The sequence below is a fragment of the Kitasatospora sp. GP82 genome (assembly GCF_029892105.1).
In the GTDB taxonomy this organism is placed as follows: Bacteria; Actinomycetota; Actinomycetes; order Streptomycetales; family Streptomycetaceae; genus Kitasatospora.
In genome coordinates this window covers 240,761-255,461 of sequence record NZ_JARZAJ010000006.1, presented here as the reverse complement: position 1 = coordinate 255,461, position 14,701 = coordinate 240,761, and the positions used below count along the sequence as shown (strand labels likewise).

General features: G+C 72.6%; 14 protein-coding genes. 12 read left to right on the top strand and 2 right to left on the bottom strand.

Annotation, left to right across the window (positions count from 1 at the left end; translation table 11 throughout):
• Positions 1-17 precede the first annotated feature (17 nt).
• The 5 genes from gmk (at position 18) to P3T39_RS08960 (ending at position 5,942) form a co-directional block, all read left to right on the top strand.
• On the top strand, positions 18-575 hold the full coding sequence (gmk, locus tag P3T39_RS08980; RefSeq protein ID WP_280696828.1) for a guanylate kinase: 558 nt from the start codon (positions 18-20) through the stop codon (positions 573-575).
• A 91-nt stretch (positions 576-666) separates the two neighbouring features.
• Positions 667-933 carry a DNA-directed RNA polymerase subunit omega gene (rpoZ, locus tag P3T39_RS08975; RefSeq protein WP_030240625.1) on the top strand — a complete coding sequence of 89 codons (267 nt, stop codon included), beginning with the start codon at positions 667-669 and terminating at the stop codon, positions 931-933.
• A gap of 165 nt (positions 934-1,098) precedes the next feature.
• Positions 1,099-2,340 (top strand): bifunctional phosphopantothenoylcysteine decarboxylase/phosphopantothenate--cysteine ligase CoaBC, encoded by a 1,242-nt coding sequence (gene coaBC, locus P3T39_RS08970; RefSeq protein ID WP_280696827.1) that lies wholly within the window; start codon positions 1,099-1,101, stop codon positions 2,338-2,340.
• 133 nt (positions 2,341-2,473) lie between these two features.
• Positions 2,474-3,682 (top strand): methionine adenosyltransferase, encoded by a 1,209-nt coding sequence (gene metK, locus P3T39_RS08965; RefSeq protein WP_280696826.1) that lies wholly within the window; start codon positions 2,474-2,476, stop codon positions 3,680-3,682.
• Positions 3,683-3,866: 184 nt separating this feature from the next.
• Positions 3,867-5,942, top strand: a complete 2,076-nt coding sequence (locus tag P3T39_RS08960) for a primosomal protein N' (RefSeq protein WP_280696825.1) — start codon at positions 3,867-3,869, stop codon at positions 5,940-5,942.
• A gap of 193 nt (positions 5,943-6,135) precedes the next feature.
• Here the strand turns inward: P3T39_RS08960 and P3T39_RS08955 are convergent, their stop codons facing one another.
• Positions 6,136-6,648 carry a hypothetical protein gene (locus tag P3T39_RS08955; protein WP_280696824.1) on the bottom strand — a complete coding sequence of 171 codons (513 nt, stop codon included), beginning with the start codon at positions 6,646-6,648 and terminating at the stop codon, positions 6,136-6,138.
• A gap of 243 nt (positions 6,649-6,891) precedes the next feature.
• On the opposite strand from P3T39_RS08955, the gene def reads away from it, so the two are divergent.
• From def to P3T39_RS08940, 3 genes are all read left to right on the top strand, one after another.
• Positions 6,892-7,437, top strand: a complete 546-nt coding sequence (gene def, locus P3T39_RS08950; protein WP_280696823.1) for a peptide deformylase — start codon at positions 6,892-6,894, stop codon at positions 7,435-7,437.
• Between the two features lie 68 nt (positions 7,438-7,505).
• The gene (gene fmt / locus P3T39_RS08945) at positions 7,506-8,441 is read left to right on the top strand and encodes a methionyl-tRNA formyltransferase (protein ID WP_280696822.1); all 936 of its coding nucleotides are present in this window, start codon (positions 7,506-7,508) and stop codon (positions 8,439-8,441) included.
• 70 nt (positions 8,442-8,511) lie between these two features.
• Entirely contained in the window at positions 8,512-9,942 is a 1,431-nt protein-coding gene (locus P3T39_RS08940) for a transcription antitermination factor NusB (RefSeq protein WP_280696821.1), read from the top strand.
• A 121-nt stretch (positions 9,943-10,063) separates the two neighbouring features.
• Here P3T39_RS08940 and P3T39_RS08935 read toward each other — a convergent pair whose 3' ends face one another.
• Positions 10,064-10,759, bottom strand: coding sequence for a TetR/AcrR family transcriptional regulator C-terminal domain-containing protein (locus P3T39_RS08935; protein WP_280696820.1), 696 nt, complete (start codon positions 10,757-10,759; stop codon positions 10,064-10,066).
• A 97-nt stretch (positions 10,760-10,856) separates the two neighbouring features.
• Between P3T39_RS08935 and P3T39_RS08930 the strand changes: the two genes are divergently transcribed.
• From P3T39_RS08930 to P3T39_RS08915, 4 genes are all read left to right on the top strand, one after another.
• Positions 10,857-11,810, top strand: coding sequence for an ATP-binding cassette domain-containing protein (locus tag P3T39_RS08930; RefSeq protein WP_280696819.1), 954 nt, complete (start codon positions 10,857-10,859; stop codon positions 11,808-11,810).
• Positions 11,807-12,643, top strand: a complete 837-nt coding sequence (locus P3T39_RS08925; RefSeq protein ID WP_280696818.1) for an ABC transporter permease — start codon at positions 11,807-11,809, stop codon at positions 12,641-12,643. Before P3T39_RS08930 ends, P3T39_RS08925 begins: the two co-directional genes overlap by 4 nt.
• 224 nt (positions 12,644-12,867) lie before the next feature.
• Positions 12,868-13,839, top strand: a complete 972-nt coding sequence (locus tag P3T39_RS08920; RefSeq protein ID WP_280696817.1) for an aldo/keto reductase — start codon at positions 12,868-12,870, stop codon at positions 13,837-13,839.
• An 87-nt stretch (positions 13,840-13,926) separates the two neighbouring features.
• Positions 13,927-14,547: a C39 family peptidase gene (locus tag P3T39_RS08915; RefSeq protein WP_280696816.1), complete on the top strand. Its 621-nt coding sequence runs from the start codon at positions 13,927-13,929 to the stop codon at positions 14,545-14,547.
• Positions 14,548-14,701: the final 154 nt, after the last annotated feature.

Genomic DNA, 14,701 nt, shown 5'->3' with positions numbered 1-14,701 from the left:
TCCGGGATAATCGGTGCATGAGTGAACGTCCGCGGCTGACCGTGCTCTCCGGCCCTTCGGGGGTCGGCAAGAGCACGGTCGTCGCTCATATGAGGCAGCAGCACCCCGAGGTCTGGCTCTCGGTGTCGGCGACGACCCGCCACCCGAGGCCCGGCGAGCAGCACGGGGTCCAGTACCACTTCGTCGACAACGACGAGTTCGACAAGCTGGTCGCCAACGGCGAACTGCTGGAGTGGGCCGTCTTTGCCGGCAACCGCTACGGCACGCCCCGGCAGGCCGTGCAGGAGAGGCTCGACCGCGGCGAGCCGGTACTGCTGGAGATCGACCTGCAGGGCGCCCGCCAGGTGCGGGAGTCGATGCCGGAGGCGCAGCTGGTCTTCCTGGCCCCGCCGAGCTGGGAGGAGCTGGTCCGCCGGCTCACCGGCCGGGGGACGGAGCCGCAGCACGTGATCGACGAGCGGCTGGCCGCGGCCAGGATCGAGCTGGCCGCCGAGACCGAGTTCGACGCGACCCTTGTCAACAGGTCCGTCGAGCAGGTAGCGACCGAGCTGCTAGCCTTGCTCGGTGTAGCCTGACCAGATCGCTGCACCACCTGCTGCGGCACCGCAGTACTGCTGATCTGATCGGCATCTCTGTTTCTTAGCCACCCTTTCGGAAGGTTTTCGCGTGTCCTCTTCCATGACCGCGCCCGAGGGCATCATCAACCCGCCGATCGACGAGCTGCTTGAGGCCACCGACTCCAAGTACAGCCTGGTGATCTACGCGGCCAAGCGTGCCCGCCAGATCAACGCGTACTACTCGCAGCTGGGCGAGGGCCTGCTGGAGTACGTCGGCCCGCTGGTCGACACCCACGTGCACGAGAAGCCGCTGTCGATCGCGCTGCGCGAGATCAACGCCGGCATGCTCACGGCCGAGGCCATCGAGGCTGCCTGAGCCCGTCGTCGAAGGGGCCCGTCGGACTTGCGTCCGGCGGGCCCCTTCGCGGTTTCCGCCGACCCGCCGTCTCGTCGGGTCGTTGTGTTGCGGCACACGGTGCAGCGTGCATCTGATGCGCCGTAGGGTGGGCCCCGACCCCACCCGGAGGAGAGAGACCCCGTCATGAACGCTCGCCCGGAGCAGCCCGACGCCCCCCGTGTCGTCCTCGGCGTCAGCGGCGGCATCGCCGCGTACAAGGCCTGTGAGCTGCTGCGACGGTTCACCGAGTCCGGGCACCGGGTGACCGTGGTGCCGACCGCCGCGGCGCTGCACTTCGTCGGCGAGGCCACCTGGGCCGCGCTCTCCGGCCGCCCGGCCGCCACCGAGACCTGGGAGCGGGTGCACGAGGTCCCGCACGTACGGATCGGCCAGCAGGCCGACCTGGTCGTGGTCGCCCCCGCCACCGCGGACCTGCTCGCCAAGGCCGCCCACGGCATGGCGGACGACCTGCTCACCAACACCCTGCTCACCGCGCGCTGTCCGGTGGTCTTCGCCCCCGCCATGCACACCGAGATGTGGGAGCACCCGGCCACCCGGGAGAACGTCGCCACGCTGCGCCGCCGGGGTGCGATCGTGTTGGAGCCCGCCGTCGGACGGCTCACCGGTGTGGACACCGGAAAGGGACGGCTGCCGGAGCCGGGCCAGATCTTCGAAGCCTGCCGCCGGGTGCTCGCCAGGGGCACTCTGGAGCAGGACCTGGCGGGCCGCCGCGTGGTGATCTCGGCGGGCGGCACCCGCGAGCCGCTCGACCCGGTCCGCTTCCTCGGCAACCACTCCTCGGGCAAGCAGGGCTACGCGCTGGCGACCACGGCCGCCGCCCGAGGTGCCCGGGTCACCCTGCTCTCGGCCAACGCCACCCTGCCCGACCCCGCCGGGGTGGACGTGGTGCACGTCTCCACCGCCCTCCAGCTGCGCGAGGCCGCGCTGAAGGCCGCCCCGGACGCCGACGTGGTCGTGATGGCCGCCGCCGTGGCCGACTTCCGTCCGGCCGAGTACGTCACCGGCAAGATCAAGAAGGTGGACGGGGTGGACCCGGCGCCGATCACCCTGGTGCGCAATCCGGACATCCTGGCCGAGCTCTCCGCCCATCGGGCCCGTCCCGGCCAGCTGGTGGTCGGCTTCGCCGCCGAGACCGACGACGTCCTCGCCAACGGCCGGGTCAAGCTCGCCCGCAAGGGCTGCGATCTGCTGGTGGTCAACGAGGTGGGCGGCGGCAAGGCGTTCGGCCGGGACACCAACGCGGCGGTGCTGCTGGGCGCGGACGGCGCCGAGGTCGCCGTCCCCGACGGGCCCAAGGAGGACCTGGCCGACCGGATCTGGGACGAGGTGGCCGCCCGGCTCGGCCGTACGGCCGAATGTGAGTGATCGGTCTCAAGATTTCGATGTGAGTGCCGCCAGCCGGTAGCTGACCGTTACACTCCAGGAATCAACTCTTTCCGGATGCCCCCGGACTGCCGGAGGCATTCAGTCAGCAGCCGCTGCAACCCCAGGGAGCGCTGTGTCTCGCCGCCTGTTCACCTCGGAGTCCGTCACCGAGGGACACCCCGACAAGATCGCTGACCAGATCAGCGACACCATCCTGGACGCTCTCCTCAAGGACGACCCGACTTCCCGGGTCGCCGTGGAGACGCTGATCACCACCGGCCTGGTGCACATCGCCGGTGAGGTCACCACGAAGGCGTACGCGCCCATCGCGCAGCTCGTCCGGGAGAAGATCCTGGAGATCGGTTACGACAGCTCCAAGAAGGGCTTCGACGGCGCCTCCTGCGGCGTCTCGGTCTCGATCGGCGCACAGTCCCCGGACATCGCCCAGGGTGTCGACACCGCGCACGAGCACCGCGTCGACGGCGAGGACGACGAGCTCGACCGGCAGGGCGCCGGCGACCAGGGCCTGATGTTCGGCTACGCGTGCGACGACACGCCCGAGCTGATGCCGCTGCCGATCACCCTGGCGCACCGCCTCTCGCGCCGCCTGACCGAGGTCCGCAAGAACGGCACCATCCCGTACCTGCGCCCCGACGGCAAGACCCAGGTCACCATCGAGTACGACGGTGACAAGGCCGTCCGCCTGGACACCGTGGTGGTCTCCTCGCAGCACGCCAGCGACATCGACCTGGAGTCGCTGCTGACCCCGGACATCCGCGAGTTCGTCGTGGAGCCCGAGCTCAAGGCACTCGCCGACCAGGGCATCAAGCTGGTCACCGAGGGTTACCGGCTGCTGGTCAACCCGACCGGCCGCTTCGAGATCGGCGGCCCGATGGGCGACGCCGGCCTCACCGGTCGCAAGATCATCATCGACACCTACGGCGGCATGGCCCGCCACGGCGGCGGCGCCTTCTCCGGCAAGGACCCGTCCAAGGTCGACCGCTCGGCCGCCTACGCGATGCGCTGGGTCGCCAAGAACATCGTCGCGGCCGGTCTGGCCAGCCGCGCCGAGGTCCAGGTCGCCTACGCGATCGGCAAGGCCGAGCCGGTGGGTCTGTTCGTCGAGACCTTCGGCACCGAGACCGCCCCGGTGCTGAAGATCCAGGAGGCCGTCACGGAGGTCTTCGACCTTCGCCCGGCCGCGATCATCCGCGACCTCGACCTGCTGCGCCCGATCTACTCCCTGACCGCCGCGTACGGCCACTTCGGCCGTGAGCTGCCGGAGTTCACCTGGGAGCGGACCGACCGCGCCGAGGCCCTGAAGAAGGCCGTCGGCGCCTGACCCCGCACTACCGCATGCCGCAGGCGGCGGTCACCCTTCGGGGTGGCCGCCGTCCGGCTTTTCAGGGGCAAGGGGCAAGGGGCAACTCTTCAGGGGCGCTTGCCGCTGGGGCGTTTTTCCACGTTGTCGGTGGTGGGGGCTATGTTGGGCAGGCCTGGGGTGGTGGGTGGTACGGAGAGGTCCGATGAGCAGCGAAGACGGGGCCGGGGAGCAGCTGGCCTTCATCCGGGAGACGGTCCGCAGGGCCAAGCCCCGGACGTGGCGCGGTGCGCAGCTGGCGGACGAGCTGCCGGTGGCGCGGGTGCTGGTCGACAAGGGGCTGCTCCACCTCGACCAGTACTTCGACTACGCCGTCCCCGCGACCATGGCCGAGGAGGCCCAGCCCGGGGTCCGGGTGCGGGTCCGTTTCGGCGCCCGGATCGTCGCGCCGGGCCGCCGTGAGGGTGGTGAGCTGCACAGCGGCTTCATCGTGGAGCGCCGGGCGGACTCCGACTACGCGGGGCCGCTGGCCCCGCTCGCCCAGGTGCTCTCGCCGGAGCGGGTGCTCACCCCCGAGCTGCTGCGGCTCTGCCGCACGGTCGCGGACCGCTACGCGGGCTCGCTCGCCGATGTGCTCCAGCTGGCGGTTCCGCCCCGGCACGCCAAGGCCGAGGCCGAGCCCTCGCCGTCGCTGCTGCCCCCGCCCGCGCGGCCCGAGGCCGGCAGCTGGGCGCGCTACCCGCAGGGCGCGGACTACCTGGAGGCACTCGCCGAGGGCCGATCGCCACGTGCGGTGTGGACGGCGCTGCCGGGGCCGAGCTGGCCGCAGGAGATCGCCCGCGCGGTCGCGGCCACCCTGGCCGGCGGCCGGGGAGCACTCGTAGTCCTCCCGGACGGCCGGGCGGTGGCCAGGGTGGACGAGGCACTCACCGCACTGCTCGGCAGCGGCCGACACGCCGTGCTGGCCGCCGACCTGGGTCCGAAGGAGCGCTACCGCCGCTGGCTTGCGGTCAGCCGGGGCTCGGTGCGGGCGGCCGTCGGGACTCGGGCGGCGGTCTTCGCACCGGTCAGGGACTTGGGCCTCGTGGTGGTCTGGTCGGACGGCGACAGCAGCCACAGCGACCCGCGTGCCCCGCACCCCCACGTCCGCGAGGTGGCACTGCTGCGGGCCACCGAGGAGAACACCGGCGTCCTGCTCGGCGGCCTGTCGGTCACGGTCGAGGGCGCGCAGCTGATGCGGACGGGCTGGGCCCGCCCACTGGCCGCCGAGCGGGAGACCGTACGGGCAACTGCCCCCCGGGTGCGTACCGTCACCGATCAGGATCAGGCGCGGGACGCGGCCGCCCAGGCGGCCCGGCTGCCGTGGCTGGCCTGGGAGGTCGCGCACGAGGCGCTCAAGCACGGCCCGGTGCTGATCCAGGTGCCCAGGCGGGGTTACGTCCCGAGGCTGGCCTGCGCCCGGTGCCGGACGCCCGCGCGGTGCCGGCACTGCGTAGGGCCGCTGGAGGCCGGCTCGGCGGCGGCGCCGCTGGAGTGCGGCTGGTGCGGGCAGCCGGAGGCGGAGTGGCACTGCCCCGAGTGCGGGTCGTTCCGGCTGCGGGCTCAGGTGGTCGGGGCGCGGCGGACGGCCGAGGAGCTGGGCAAGGCCTTCCCGCGGGTACCCGTCCGTACTTCGGGGCGGGACGCGGTGCTCGCGACCGTGCCGGGGGAGCCCGCACTGGTCATCTCCACGCCGGGCGCGGAGCCGGTCGCCGAGGGCGTCGGGTATGCGGCCGCGCTGCTGCTGGACGGATGGGCGCTGCTGGGCCGCCCCGACCTGCGGGCAGGGGAGGAGGCGCTGCGGCTGTGGACGAACGCCGCCGGGCTGGTCCGGCCCGCCGAGCAGGGCGGCACGGTGGTCGTGGTCGCGGAGCCGACGGCGCGGCCGGTGCAGGCGCTGGTGCGGTGGGATCCGGCGGGGCATGCGGCGCTGGAGCTGGAGGAGCGGGCCCAACTCCACTTCCCGCCGGTCTCGCGGATGGCCTCGGTGACGGGTGTGCCGCAGGCCGTCGAGGATCTGCTTTCGCTGGTCCGGTTGCCGGAGGGCACCGACATCCTCGGGCCGATCCCGGTCCAGGGGCTCGCCGGGCGCGGCGAAGAGCTGGAGCGTGCCCTGCTCCGGGTCGCCCCGGGCCAGGGCGCGGCCCTGGCGGCGGCCCTCAAGGCAGCGCAGATCGCCCGGGTGGCCCTGCGCACGGCGGACCCGGTGAAGGTCCGCATCGACCCGCCGGACATCGGCTGAGGCCGGGACCAACCACGTGCGCGACGCGGAAGGGGCGCTGGGGGAGTGCTTTCAAGGGGCGTGGGGGGTGCTTGACGGGTGGTGCATGGTCGCTGTACCGGGGAACACGCGGCGTGTGGTGTGGAGGCCCGGCGCCGGGCCGTGGAGGGGGCCTGGGGGCGGCTTGGCGCCGGGGACGGAGGGGTTTTCCTGGTCAGCCGCGCAGGGGGATGCTCGGGCGTTCGAGGCCGCCCTGGCGGGCGGCGGGGACGGTGCGGGTCAGCGGTTGGCTGCTGGGGGCCAGGTCCTCGCCGCGGTCGGGTCGGGACGGTGCGGGGACGCCCGGGGCGGGTACGCCTGCGGCCAGCAGCTCGCTGCTCGGCCGGCGCATGCCGTACCGCCGGTGGACCGCCTGCTTGGTGACGCCCAGCGCGGAGCCGACGGAGTCCCAGGAGAAGCCCAGGGCCCGGTCGAATTCGACGGCCGCCGCGACCAGGGTCTCCACGCTTTCGCGCAGTTCCTGGGCAAGCCGGACGGTGGGGGCGGGCGCGCGCCCGTACACCACGAATCCGGCGGAGGTGCTGGGTCGGCGCGGCCGGTAGACGTTGCCCAGCTGGGCGGTGAGGGTCCGCAGCGCGTCCACCTGCCGCCGTACCCGCTCGATGTCCCGCACCAGCAGGTGCAGGCTGGCCCGCGCCCGCGCGTCGTGGTTGATCTGCTCGGCCATGGCCCTTGGTGCCGCCTCTCCGTACGGTGAATCCGGTCGGGACGCGATCGCGCCCCGGTCAATCTGACTTGACCAACGCCGGACCGGGGGCCGGGGTCACGCACAGGGACGAGACGGGATATGCCAGAAGCTGGGCCGAATGGGCGTCCGCGATTGCATAGACTTCCCTGTGACCTTGGTCGACACCCGTATCGCGCCGGTGCCGCACCCCAGCCGAAACCCGCACCGACAGGAGCCCCAGCCATGGCGATCCAGCCGATCCGGATCTTCGGTGACCCCGTGCTCCGTGCCACGGCCAAGCCGGTGACCACCTTCGACAAGGAGCTGCGCCGGCTCGTCAAGGACCTCACCGACACCATGCTGGAGGCCCCCGGTGCGGGGCTGGCGGCGCCTCAACTCGGCGTCTCGCTGCGGGTGTTCACATACAACGTGGACGGCGTGGTCGGCCACCTGATCAACCCCGACCTCAGCCTCACCGACGAGGAGCAGGACGGCCCCGAAGGCTGCCTCTCACTGCCGGGACTGCGCTTCGACACCAAGCGCGCCTACGGCGTGGTCGCCAAGGGCTTCAACATGTACGGCGACCCGGTGAGCATCGAGGGCACCCAGTTGCTCGCCCGCTGCATCCAGCACGAGACCGACCACCTGGACGGGATCATCTTCATCGACCGCCTCGACCGCGAGCAGCGCAAGGCCGCGCTCAAGGCGATCCGCGAGGCCGACTGGGGCGAGGGCCCGGCGCCGACCGTGAAGATCTCCCCGCACAGCACCTTCGGTTCCGCCCGCTGACATCCGCTCACCCCGAGCGCGCCCCGAACGCCCCGCCGAACGCCCCCAACGTCCTCCGAAAGGAACCCATGCGCCTCGTCTTCGCCGGCACCCCCGAGGTCGCCGTTCCCGCCCTGGACGCCCTGCTGGCCTCCGACCGGCACGAGGTCGTCGCGGTGGTCACCCGCCCCGACGCCCCCGCCGGGCGCGGCCGCCGACTGGTCGCCAGCCCTGTCGCCCAGCGCGCCGAGGAGGCCGGGATCGAGATCCTCAAGCCGGCCAAGCCGAGCGACCCCGACTTCCAGGCCCGCCTCACCGAGATCGCCCCGGACTGCTGCCCGGTGGTCGCCTACGGCGCGCTGCTGCGCCCCGGCACCCTGGAGATCCCCGAGCACGGCTGGGTCAACCTGCACTTCTCGCTGCTCCCGGCCTGGCGCGGTGCCGCCCCCGTGCAGCACGCGGTGCTCGCGGGCGACGAGGTGACCGGCGCCTCGACCTTCCAGATCGAGCAGGGCCTGGACTCCGGCCCGGTCTTCGGTCTGCTCACCGAGGAGATCCGTCCGGGCGACACCAGCGGTGTCCTGCTGGAGCGGCTCTCGCACGCCGGCGCCCGGCTGCTGGTCGCGACCATGGACGGCATCGAGGACGGCACCCTGAAGGCGGTTCCGCAGCCCGCCGAAGGCATCACCCTCGCACCCAAGATCACCGTCGAGGATGCCAGGATCGACTGGACCCACCCCGCACTGCGGATCGACCGCCTGGTGCGCGGCTGCGCCCCCGCGCCCGGCGCCTGGACCACCTTCCGGGGCGAGCGCCTCAAGGTCTCGGGCCCGGTCAAGCTGCTCACCGACGCCGCCGAACTGGCCCCCGGCGAGCTCGCCGTCGCCAAGAACAGCGTCCGGGTCGGTACCGGCAGCCACGAGATCGAACTGGGCGAGGTCCAGCCGCAGGGCAAGAAGCCGATGCGCGCGGCAGACTGGGCCCGAGGAGTCCGTATCGAGTCCGGCGAGCAGCTCGGACTCTGAGCCCCGGCGTTACGGCCCCGGCGCCACCCCCCCTTTCCGGATAACCAACGCAGCACTTTTCGAGGCACAAGTGACCACCCCCAGCGCCAAGCGCGCCCCCCGCCCGCACCGCCGCCCCAAGAAGGACCCGGCCAGGATCGTCGCGTTCCGCGCCCTGCGCGCCGTGGACGAGCGCGACGCGTACGCCAACCTGATCCTCCCCTCGCTGCTGCGCGAGGCCGAGCAGAAGGGCATGGACCGCCGCGACGCCGCGCTCGCCACCGAGCTGGTCTACGGCACGCTGCGCCTGCAGGGCACCTACGACGCGATCATCGCCGCGTGCATCGACCGCCCGCTGCGCGAGGTGGACCCGCCCGTCCTGGACGTGCTCTCGCTCGGCGCGCACCAGCTGCTCACCACCCGCATCCCCACGCACGCCGCCGTCTCGGCCACCGTCGAGCTGGCCCGTGCGGTGCTCGGCGAGGGACGGGCCAAGTTCGTCAACGCCGTGCTGCGCAAGATCAGCGCCCAGGACCTGGACGCCTGGGTCCAGCAGGTCGCCCCGCCGTACGAGGAGGACGCCGAGGACCACCTCGCCGTCGTGCACTCGCACCCGCGCTGGGTGGTCTCCGCACTCTGGGACTCGCTCGGCCGCTGGCAGCCCGCCGCGTCCGGCAGGGCCGCGATCGAGGAGCTGCTGCGGGCCGACAATGAGCGCCCCGCCGTCACCCTGGTCGCGCGCCCGGGACGGGCCACCGTCGCCGAACTGCGCGAGGCGCTGCCCGAGTCCGAGCCGGGACGCTGGTCCCCGTACGCCGTGCAGCTCTCCGAGGGCGGCGAACCCGGCGCAGTCGAGGCGGTACGGGAGAACCGGGTCGGCGTCCAGGACGAGGGCAGTCAACTCGTCGCGCTCGCTCTGGCCAACGCGCCCGTGGAGGGCCAGGACCGGCTCTGGCTGGACGGCTGCGCGGGTCCCGGCGGCAAGGCCGCGCTGCTCGGCGCTCTCGCCGCCGAGCGCGGCGCCGTGCTGGTCGCCTCCGAGAAGCAGCCGCACCGGGCCCGCCTGGTCGCCCGGGCGCTGGACGGCAACCCGGGCCCGTACACCGTGATCGCCGCCGACGGCACCCGGCCCGCCTGGCGGCCCGGGGCGTTCGACCGGGTCATGGTGGACGTCCCCTGTTCCGGCCTCGGTGCGCTGCGCCGTCGCCCGGAGGCCCGTTGGCGCCGCCGTCAGGACGACATCCCCGGCTTCGGCCCGCTCCAGCGGGACCTGCTGCGCTCCGCGATCCGGGCCACCCGGATCGGCGGCGTGGTCGGCTACGCGACCTGCTCGCCGCACCTCGCCGAGACGCGCGCCGTGGTGGACGACGTACTGCGCGCGGAGCCCGGTCTCGAATGGATCGACGCCCGCCCGCTGCTGCCCGGGGTCCCCGCGCTGGGCGACGGCCCGGACATCCAGCTCTGGCCGCACCTGCACGGGACCGACGCGATGTACCTGGCGCTGCTGCGGCGCACCGCCTGAGCGTCCGGGGAGCGGGAGGACCCGCCGACCGGCGCTACGCCGCCCGGTTCGGCGGTGCCCGGCCCCTTCGTCCTGCGGCAGTGGCCGCCCATGTCCGCCGCACGGCATCAGCCGTGGGGCATCAGGCTTCGCAGAGTGCCGTCAGGATGCGCTGAAGCAGGCGGTCGAAGACGGCGTTCGGGTCGGCCGGGGTCGACCCCTCGGCCAGTACCTGGGTGAGGCTCGGGTACCGGCCGCTCATCGCCACGCCCTGGAGGTAGGTCACCATGTCGGCCATCCAGCGCGGACTGCTGCCGGTCGCCGCGCGCTCCCATTCGGCGAACTGGCAGAGGAATCCATTGAGTTGGGCCATCGCCTCCATCTTGGCGGCGCCGCTCAGCTCGGTGCCAGCGACCGCTGAGAGAAAGAACTCGGTGTAGCGCAGCCCGTTTGGTCCGATGGCGGGCCGCGTGGCGACCAGCCGGGGCACCCAGGCGTGTCGGCGCAGGACGGCCAGCTGCATCGAGGCCAGTGCGGTGAGGTCGGCCCGCCAGTCTCCCGAGGGGCCGGCCGGGAGGTCGTACTCACCCGCTACCTGGTCGATCATCAGATCGAAGAGGTGTTCCTTCTTCGGGACGTAGTTGTAGAGCGACATCGTCCCCGCGCCGAGTTCGGCGGCGACCCTGCGCATGGAGACCGCCTCGATCCCCTCGGCGTCCGCGATGCGGACCGCGGCTGCCGCGATCGAGGCTCGGCTGTGTGCGGGGCGCGGTCCCCGGCCGCTGTGCTCCGGGTGGAGCCAGATCAGTTCGGGGGCTTCGTACTGGCTGTGCGGCATTTCGGAAGATCACCTCGGCAGCCATCTTACTTACGTACGCCGTACGTAGTACTGTGGAGCCATCTTCTACGTACGCTGTACCTAGAAAGGCTTCGACATGACCGAGGCAGCCATCGCTGTCGTCGGCCTGCGCAAGAGCTTCGGCAAGACCGCTGCTCTGCGCGGCCTCGACCTGACCGTCCCGGCCGGCACCGTGTGCGGCCTGCTCGGCCCCAACGGCGCGGGGAAGACCACCGCCGTCCGGGTCCTGGCCACCCTCGCGGCCCCCGACGCCGGCAGTGCCCGCGTCAACGGCTTCGACGTGGTGCGCCAGGCCGCCCAGGTCCGCCGCTCCATCGGGCTGGCCGGGCAGCACGCCGCTGTGGAGGAGGGCATCACCGGGCGGGACAACCTCCGTCTGATCGGCCGCTACCACGGCCTCGGTTCCCGGGGGGCCCGCAGTCGCGCCGACGACCTGCTCGAACGCTTCGACCTCGCCGAGGTCGCCGATCGGCTGGTCCGCACCTACTCCGGCGGCCTGCGCCGCCGGCTTGACCTGGTCGCCAGCCTGGTCACCGCCCCGCCCGTCCTCTTCCTGGACGAACCCACCACCGGTCTCGACCCGCGCAGCCGGCAGGAAATCTGGGACGCGGTAAGGGAGTTGGCGGAAGGCGGCACCACCGTACTGCTCACCACCCAGTATCTGGACGAGGCCGACCGGCTCGCCGACGCCGTCGCGGTGCTCGACCACGGGACGGTGATCGAGCACGGGACGCCCGGGCGACTCAAGGCCGCCATCGGCATCCGGATCGAGGTGACGGTCGCACAGGCCGCCCAACTCGACACCGCCGTCAGGGTGTTGGCCGACTTGGCCGCCGGCGTGCCGGTCGCCGATCCGGCCGAACGCCGGGTCGAGGTCACCTCCGGCGCAGGTCGGACGATCGCTCTGCCGCAACTCGTCCGGGAGCTCGACGCCGCCGGGGTGAGTGCCCAGGACGTAGCCCTGCGCACCCCCTCCCTGGACGACGTCTTCCTCGCACTCACCGCCGCACCCGGAAGGGCCGCCCGATGACCACCACCGCGACGACCGCCGCCGCCCCGGCCGCCACCACCCCCGGCCGCCGGGCCGGGCCGGTGTCCGACACCCTGACCTCCGCGCTGCGCGTGCTGCTGGCGTACCGCCGTTCGCCGGGTCTGGTCCTGGCCTCGCTCGCCGTGCCGGTGGCCATGGTGCTGGTCTTCGGATACGTCTTCGGCAGCGCGATGACCGTGCCGGGCAGCGGGAACTACCGCGAGTTCCTGATGCCGGGACTCTTCGTGATGGTCGCCGTCAACGGGCTGATGCCGACCATGGTCGGTGCCGCCCGTGACGTCGGCCGGGGGCTGACCGACCGGATGCGGTCCATGCCCGTCTCGCGCAGCGCCCTGCTGCTCGGCCAGGCGCTCGCCGACCTGCTGGTGGGTGTCGTCGTCCTCGTCCCGCTCACCCTGGTGGGCCTGGCCGTCGGCTGGCGGATCAGGGACGGCCTCGGCCCCGCCCTCGGCGCGTACGGACTGCTGGTGCTGTTCCGGTCTGTGATGACCTGGGTCGGAACCTATCTCGGACTGGCGGCGGGGAAGGAGGAGATGGCGGCCCAACTGTCCGTCCTCACCTTCCCGTTGGCTATGGTGACCAACGCCTTCGTGCCCACCGGCGGAATGCCGGGCTGGCTGCGTACAGTCGCCGAGTGGAACCCGATCAGTGCGGTGGTCGCCGCCTGCCGCCGGCTGTTCGACAACCCCGGCGCCGTGGGGGAGGCCTGGCCGGTCCAGCACCCGGTGACCGCCACCCTGCTCTGGTCGGGACTGCTGCTGGCCGTGTTCGTCCCGCTCGCCGTGCGCAAATTCGCCTCGCACGGGCGGTGATTGAGACCGACCGGCAATAGGGAGCGCGGGTGAAGGAGCGGCGTTGGGGTGCGTGCATCGCAAGGCGGAGGAGGGAGTAGCAGCGGAGCTGGGGCGACCGACGACAACGCGGCGAGGTGCGTGCCCCGGGGTCGCGACGCCGCGGGCCCTATTGCCCGGTCGGTCTGAGGCGCGCGGGAACCGAGTGCTGGACAAACGGGCCGGTGCGGGCGGAGGGTGACGGCATGAAGTTCACCCATCTCGGCCGCACCGGCCTCACCGTCTCCCGTCTCTGCCTGGGCACCATGAACTTCGGCCCGCACACCGAGGAGGCCGAGGCCCACCAGATCATGGACACCGCCCACGAGTTGGGCATCAACTTCTTCGACACCGCCAATGTCTACGGCTGGGGCGAGAACAAGGGCCGCACCGAGAGCATCATCGGCAACTGGTTCGCCCAGGGCGGCGGCCGCCGCGAGAAGACCGTGATCGCCACCAAGCTGTACGGCGACATGGGGGAGTGGCCCAACGAGGGCAGGCTCTCCGCGCTCAACATCCGCCGCGCCGTGGACGCCAGCCTGCGCCGCCTGCAGACCGACTACATCGACCTCTACCAGATGCACCACATCGACCGGGCCACGCCGTGGGAGGAGATCTGGCAGGCGATGGAGGTCCTGGTCGCCCAGGGCAAGATCATCTATGTCGGCTCCAGCAACTTCGCCGGCTGGCACATCGCCCAGGCCCAGGAGGCCGCCAGGGCACGGCACTTCCTCGGCCTGACGAGCGAGCAGTCGCTCTACAACCTGCTGGCGCGCAGCGTGGAGCTGGAGGTCGTCCCGGCCGCCCAGCACTACGGGCTCGGCCTGATCCCCTGGTCGCCGCTGAACGGCGGACTGCTCGGCGGCGTCCTGCGCAAGGAGCGCGAAGGCGTACGGCGCGCCACCGGCCGCTCCGCCGAGACGCTGGAGCAGAAGCGCGAGCAGATCCAGGCGTACGAGGACCTGGCCGCCGAACTCGGCCACGAGCCGGGCGACATCGCCCTCGCCTGGCTGCTCTCCCGCCCCGTCGTGACCGCCCCGATCGTCGGCCCGCGCACGCTCGGCCAACTGCACGCCGCGGTCCGCGCCCTCGATCTGACCCTGGACCAGAAGACCCTCGACCGGCTGGACGAGATCTTCCCCGGCCACCGCACCGCACCCGAGGACTACGCCTGGTAGCGGCCGGTTATCTCTGCGGCGCGCCCGCCTTGCGGACGGCGGGCGCGCCGTACGCCGTAATCGCGCAGGTAGGCGACAATCGTTTCCGTGGCGATCATCCACCAGGTGCCGTATCACTCCCAGTGGGAGTCCCCCGACCTCGTCCCCGACATCCTCGCCGGGACGCTGCTCGCCGCCGACGACCCGCTCTGGGAACGCTCGGGCGCGGAGAGCCCGGAGGACTACGAGTACTGGTCCTGGCGGCTCTGCGGGATGGCCTGCCTGCGGATGGCACTCGACTTCTGGTGGGGCGTCAGCCCGGGGCCCGTCGCCCTCGCCCAGGAGTGCCTGGCCGCCGGGGCGTATGTACGGCACCCCGACGGGCGGCTCGACGGGCTGATCCACGCGCCCTTCGCCACCTACGCGCACCGGCGGTGGGGGCTGTTCGCCGAAGCCCGCTCGCTGCCCGCCGAGGACCTGCCCGACCTGCTGGCCGAGGGGCGTCTTGCGATGCTCTCCGTCCACCCCTCCATCCGGACGCTGGACCCGCAACCGCCGCGCACCGGCGGCCACCTGGTGCTCGCCGTCGGCGCGGAGGACGAGCACCTGCTCATCCACAACCCGTCCGGGTTCCCGGACGGTTCGCAGAGCTTCGCCCCGGTGCCGTGGGCCGACCTCGGGCGCTTCTACGCGGGACGCGGGATCGTGCTGGGGCCGTACGCGCACTGAGCCCTGTCCTGCCGTCCGGCCTGTCCGTGCGGTGCTGCACTGCCGGGGCGACGGGCGGGGAACGCGCCGCCGCCCGCCCCCGGAGCGGTGGCCGGGGACGGGCGGGTTCGCCGAGCAGGGATCTGTCACGTACTGGGTCGGTGACCCGCGGAGT

Coding starts and splice junctions, on each gene's coding strand:
- P3T39_RS08960 (WP_280696825.1), top strand. CDS start 3,867: ATGAGCAGCGAAGACGGGGCCGGGGAGCAGCTGGCCTTCATCCGGGAG.
- def (WP_280696823.1), top strand. CDS start 6,892: ATGGCGATCCAGCCGATCCGGATCTTCGGTGACCCCGTGCTCCGTGCC.
- P3T39_RS08930 (WP_280696819.1), top strand. CDS start 10,857: ATGACCGAGGCAGCCATCGCTGTCGTCGGCCTGCGCAAGAGCTTCGGC.
- gmk (WP_280696828.1), top strand. CDS start 18: ATGAGTGAACGTCCGCGGCTGACCGTGCTCTCCGGCCCTTCGGGGGTC.
- P3T39_RS08955 (WP_280696824.1), bottom strand. CDS start 6,648: ATGGCCGAGCAGATCAACCACGACGCGCGGGCGCGGGCCAGCCTGCAC.
- P3T39_RS08925 (WP_280696818.1), top strand. CDS start 11,807: ATGACCACCACCGCGACGACCGCCGCCGCCCCGGCCGCCACCACCCCC.
- fmt (WP_280696822.1), top strand. CDS start 7,506: ATGCGCCTCGTCTTCGCCGGCACCCCCGAGGTCGCCGTTCCCGCCCTG.
- P3T39_RS08920 (WP_280696817.1), top strand. CDS start 12,868: ATGAAGTTCACCCATCTCGGCCGCACCGGCCTCACCGTCTCCCGTCTC.
- coaBC (WP_280696827.1), top strand. CDS start 1,099: ATGAACGCTCGCCCGGAGCAGCCCGACGCCCCCCGTGTCGTCCTCGGC.
- P3T39_RS08935 (WP_280696820.1), bottom strand. CDS start 10,759: ATGCCGCACAGCCAGTACGAAGCCCCCGAACTGATCTGGCTCCACCCG.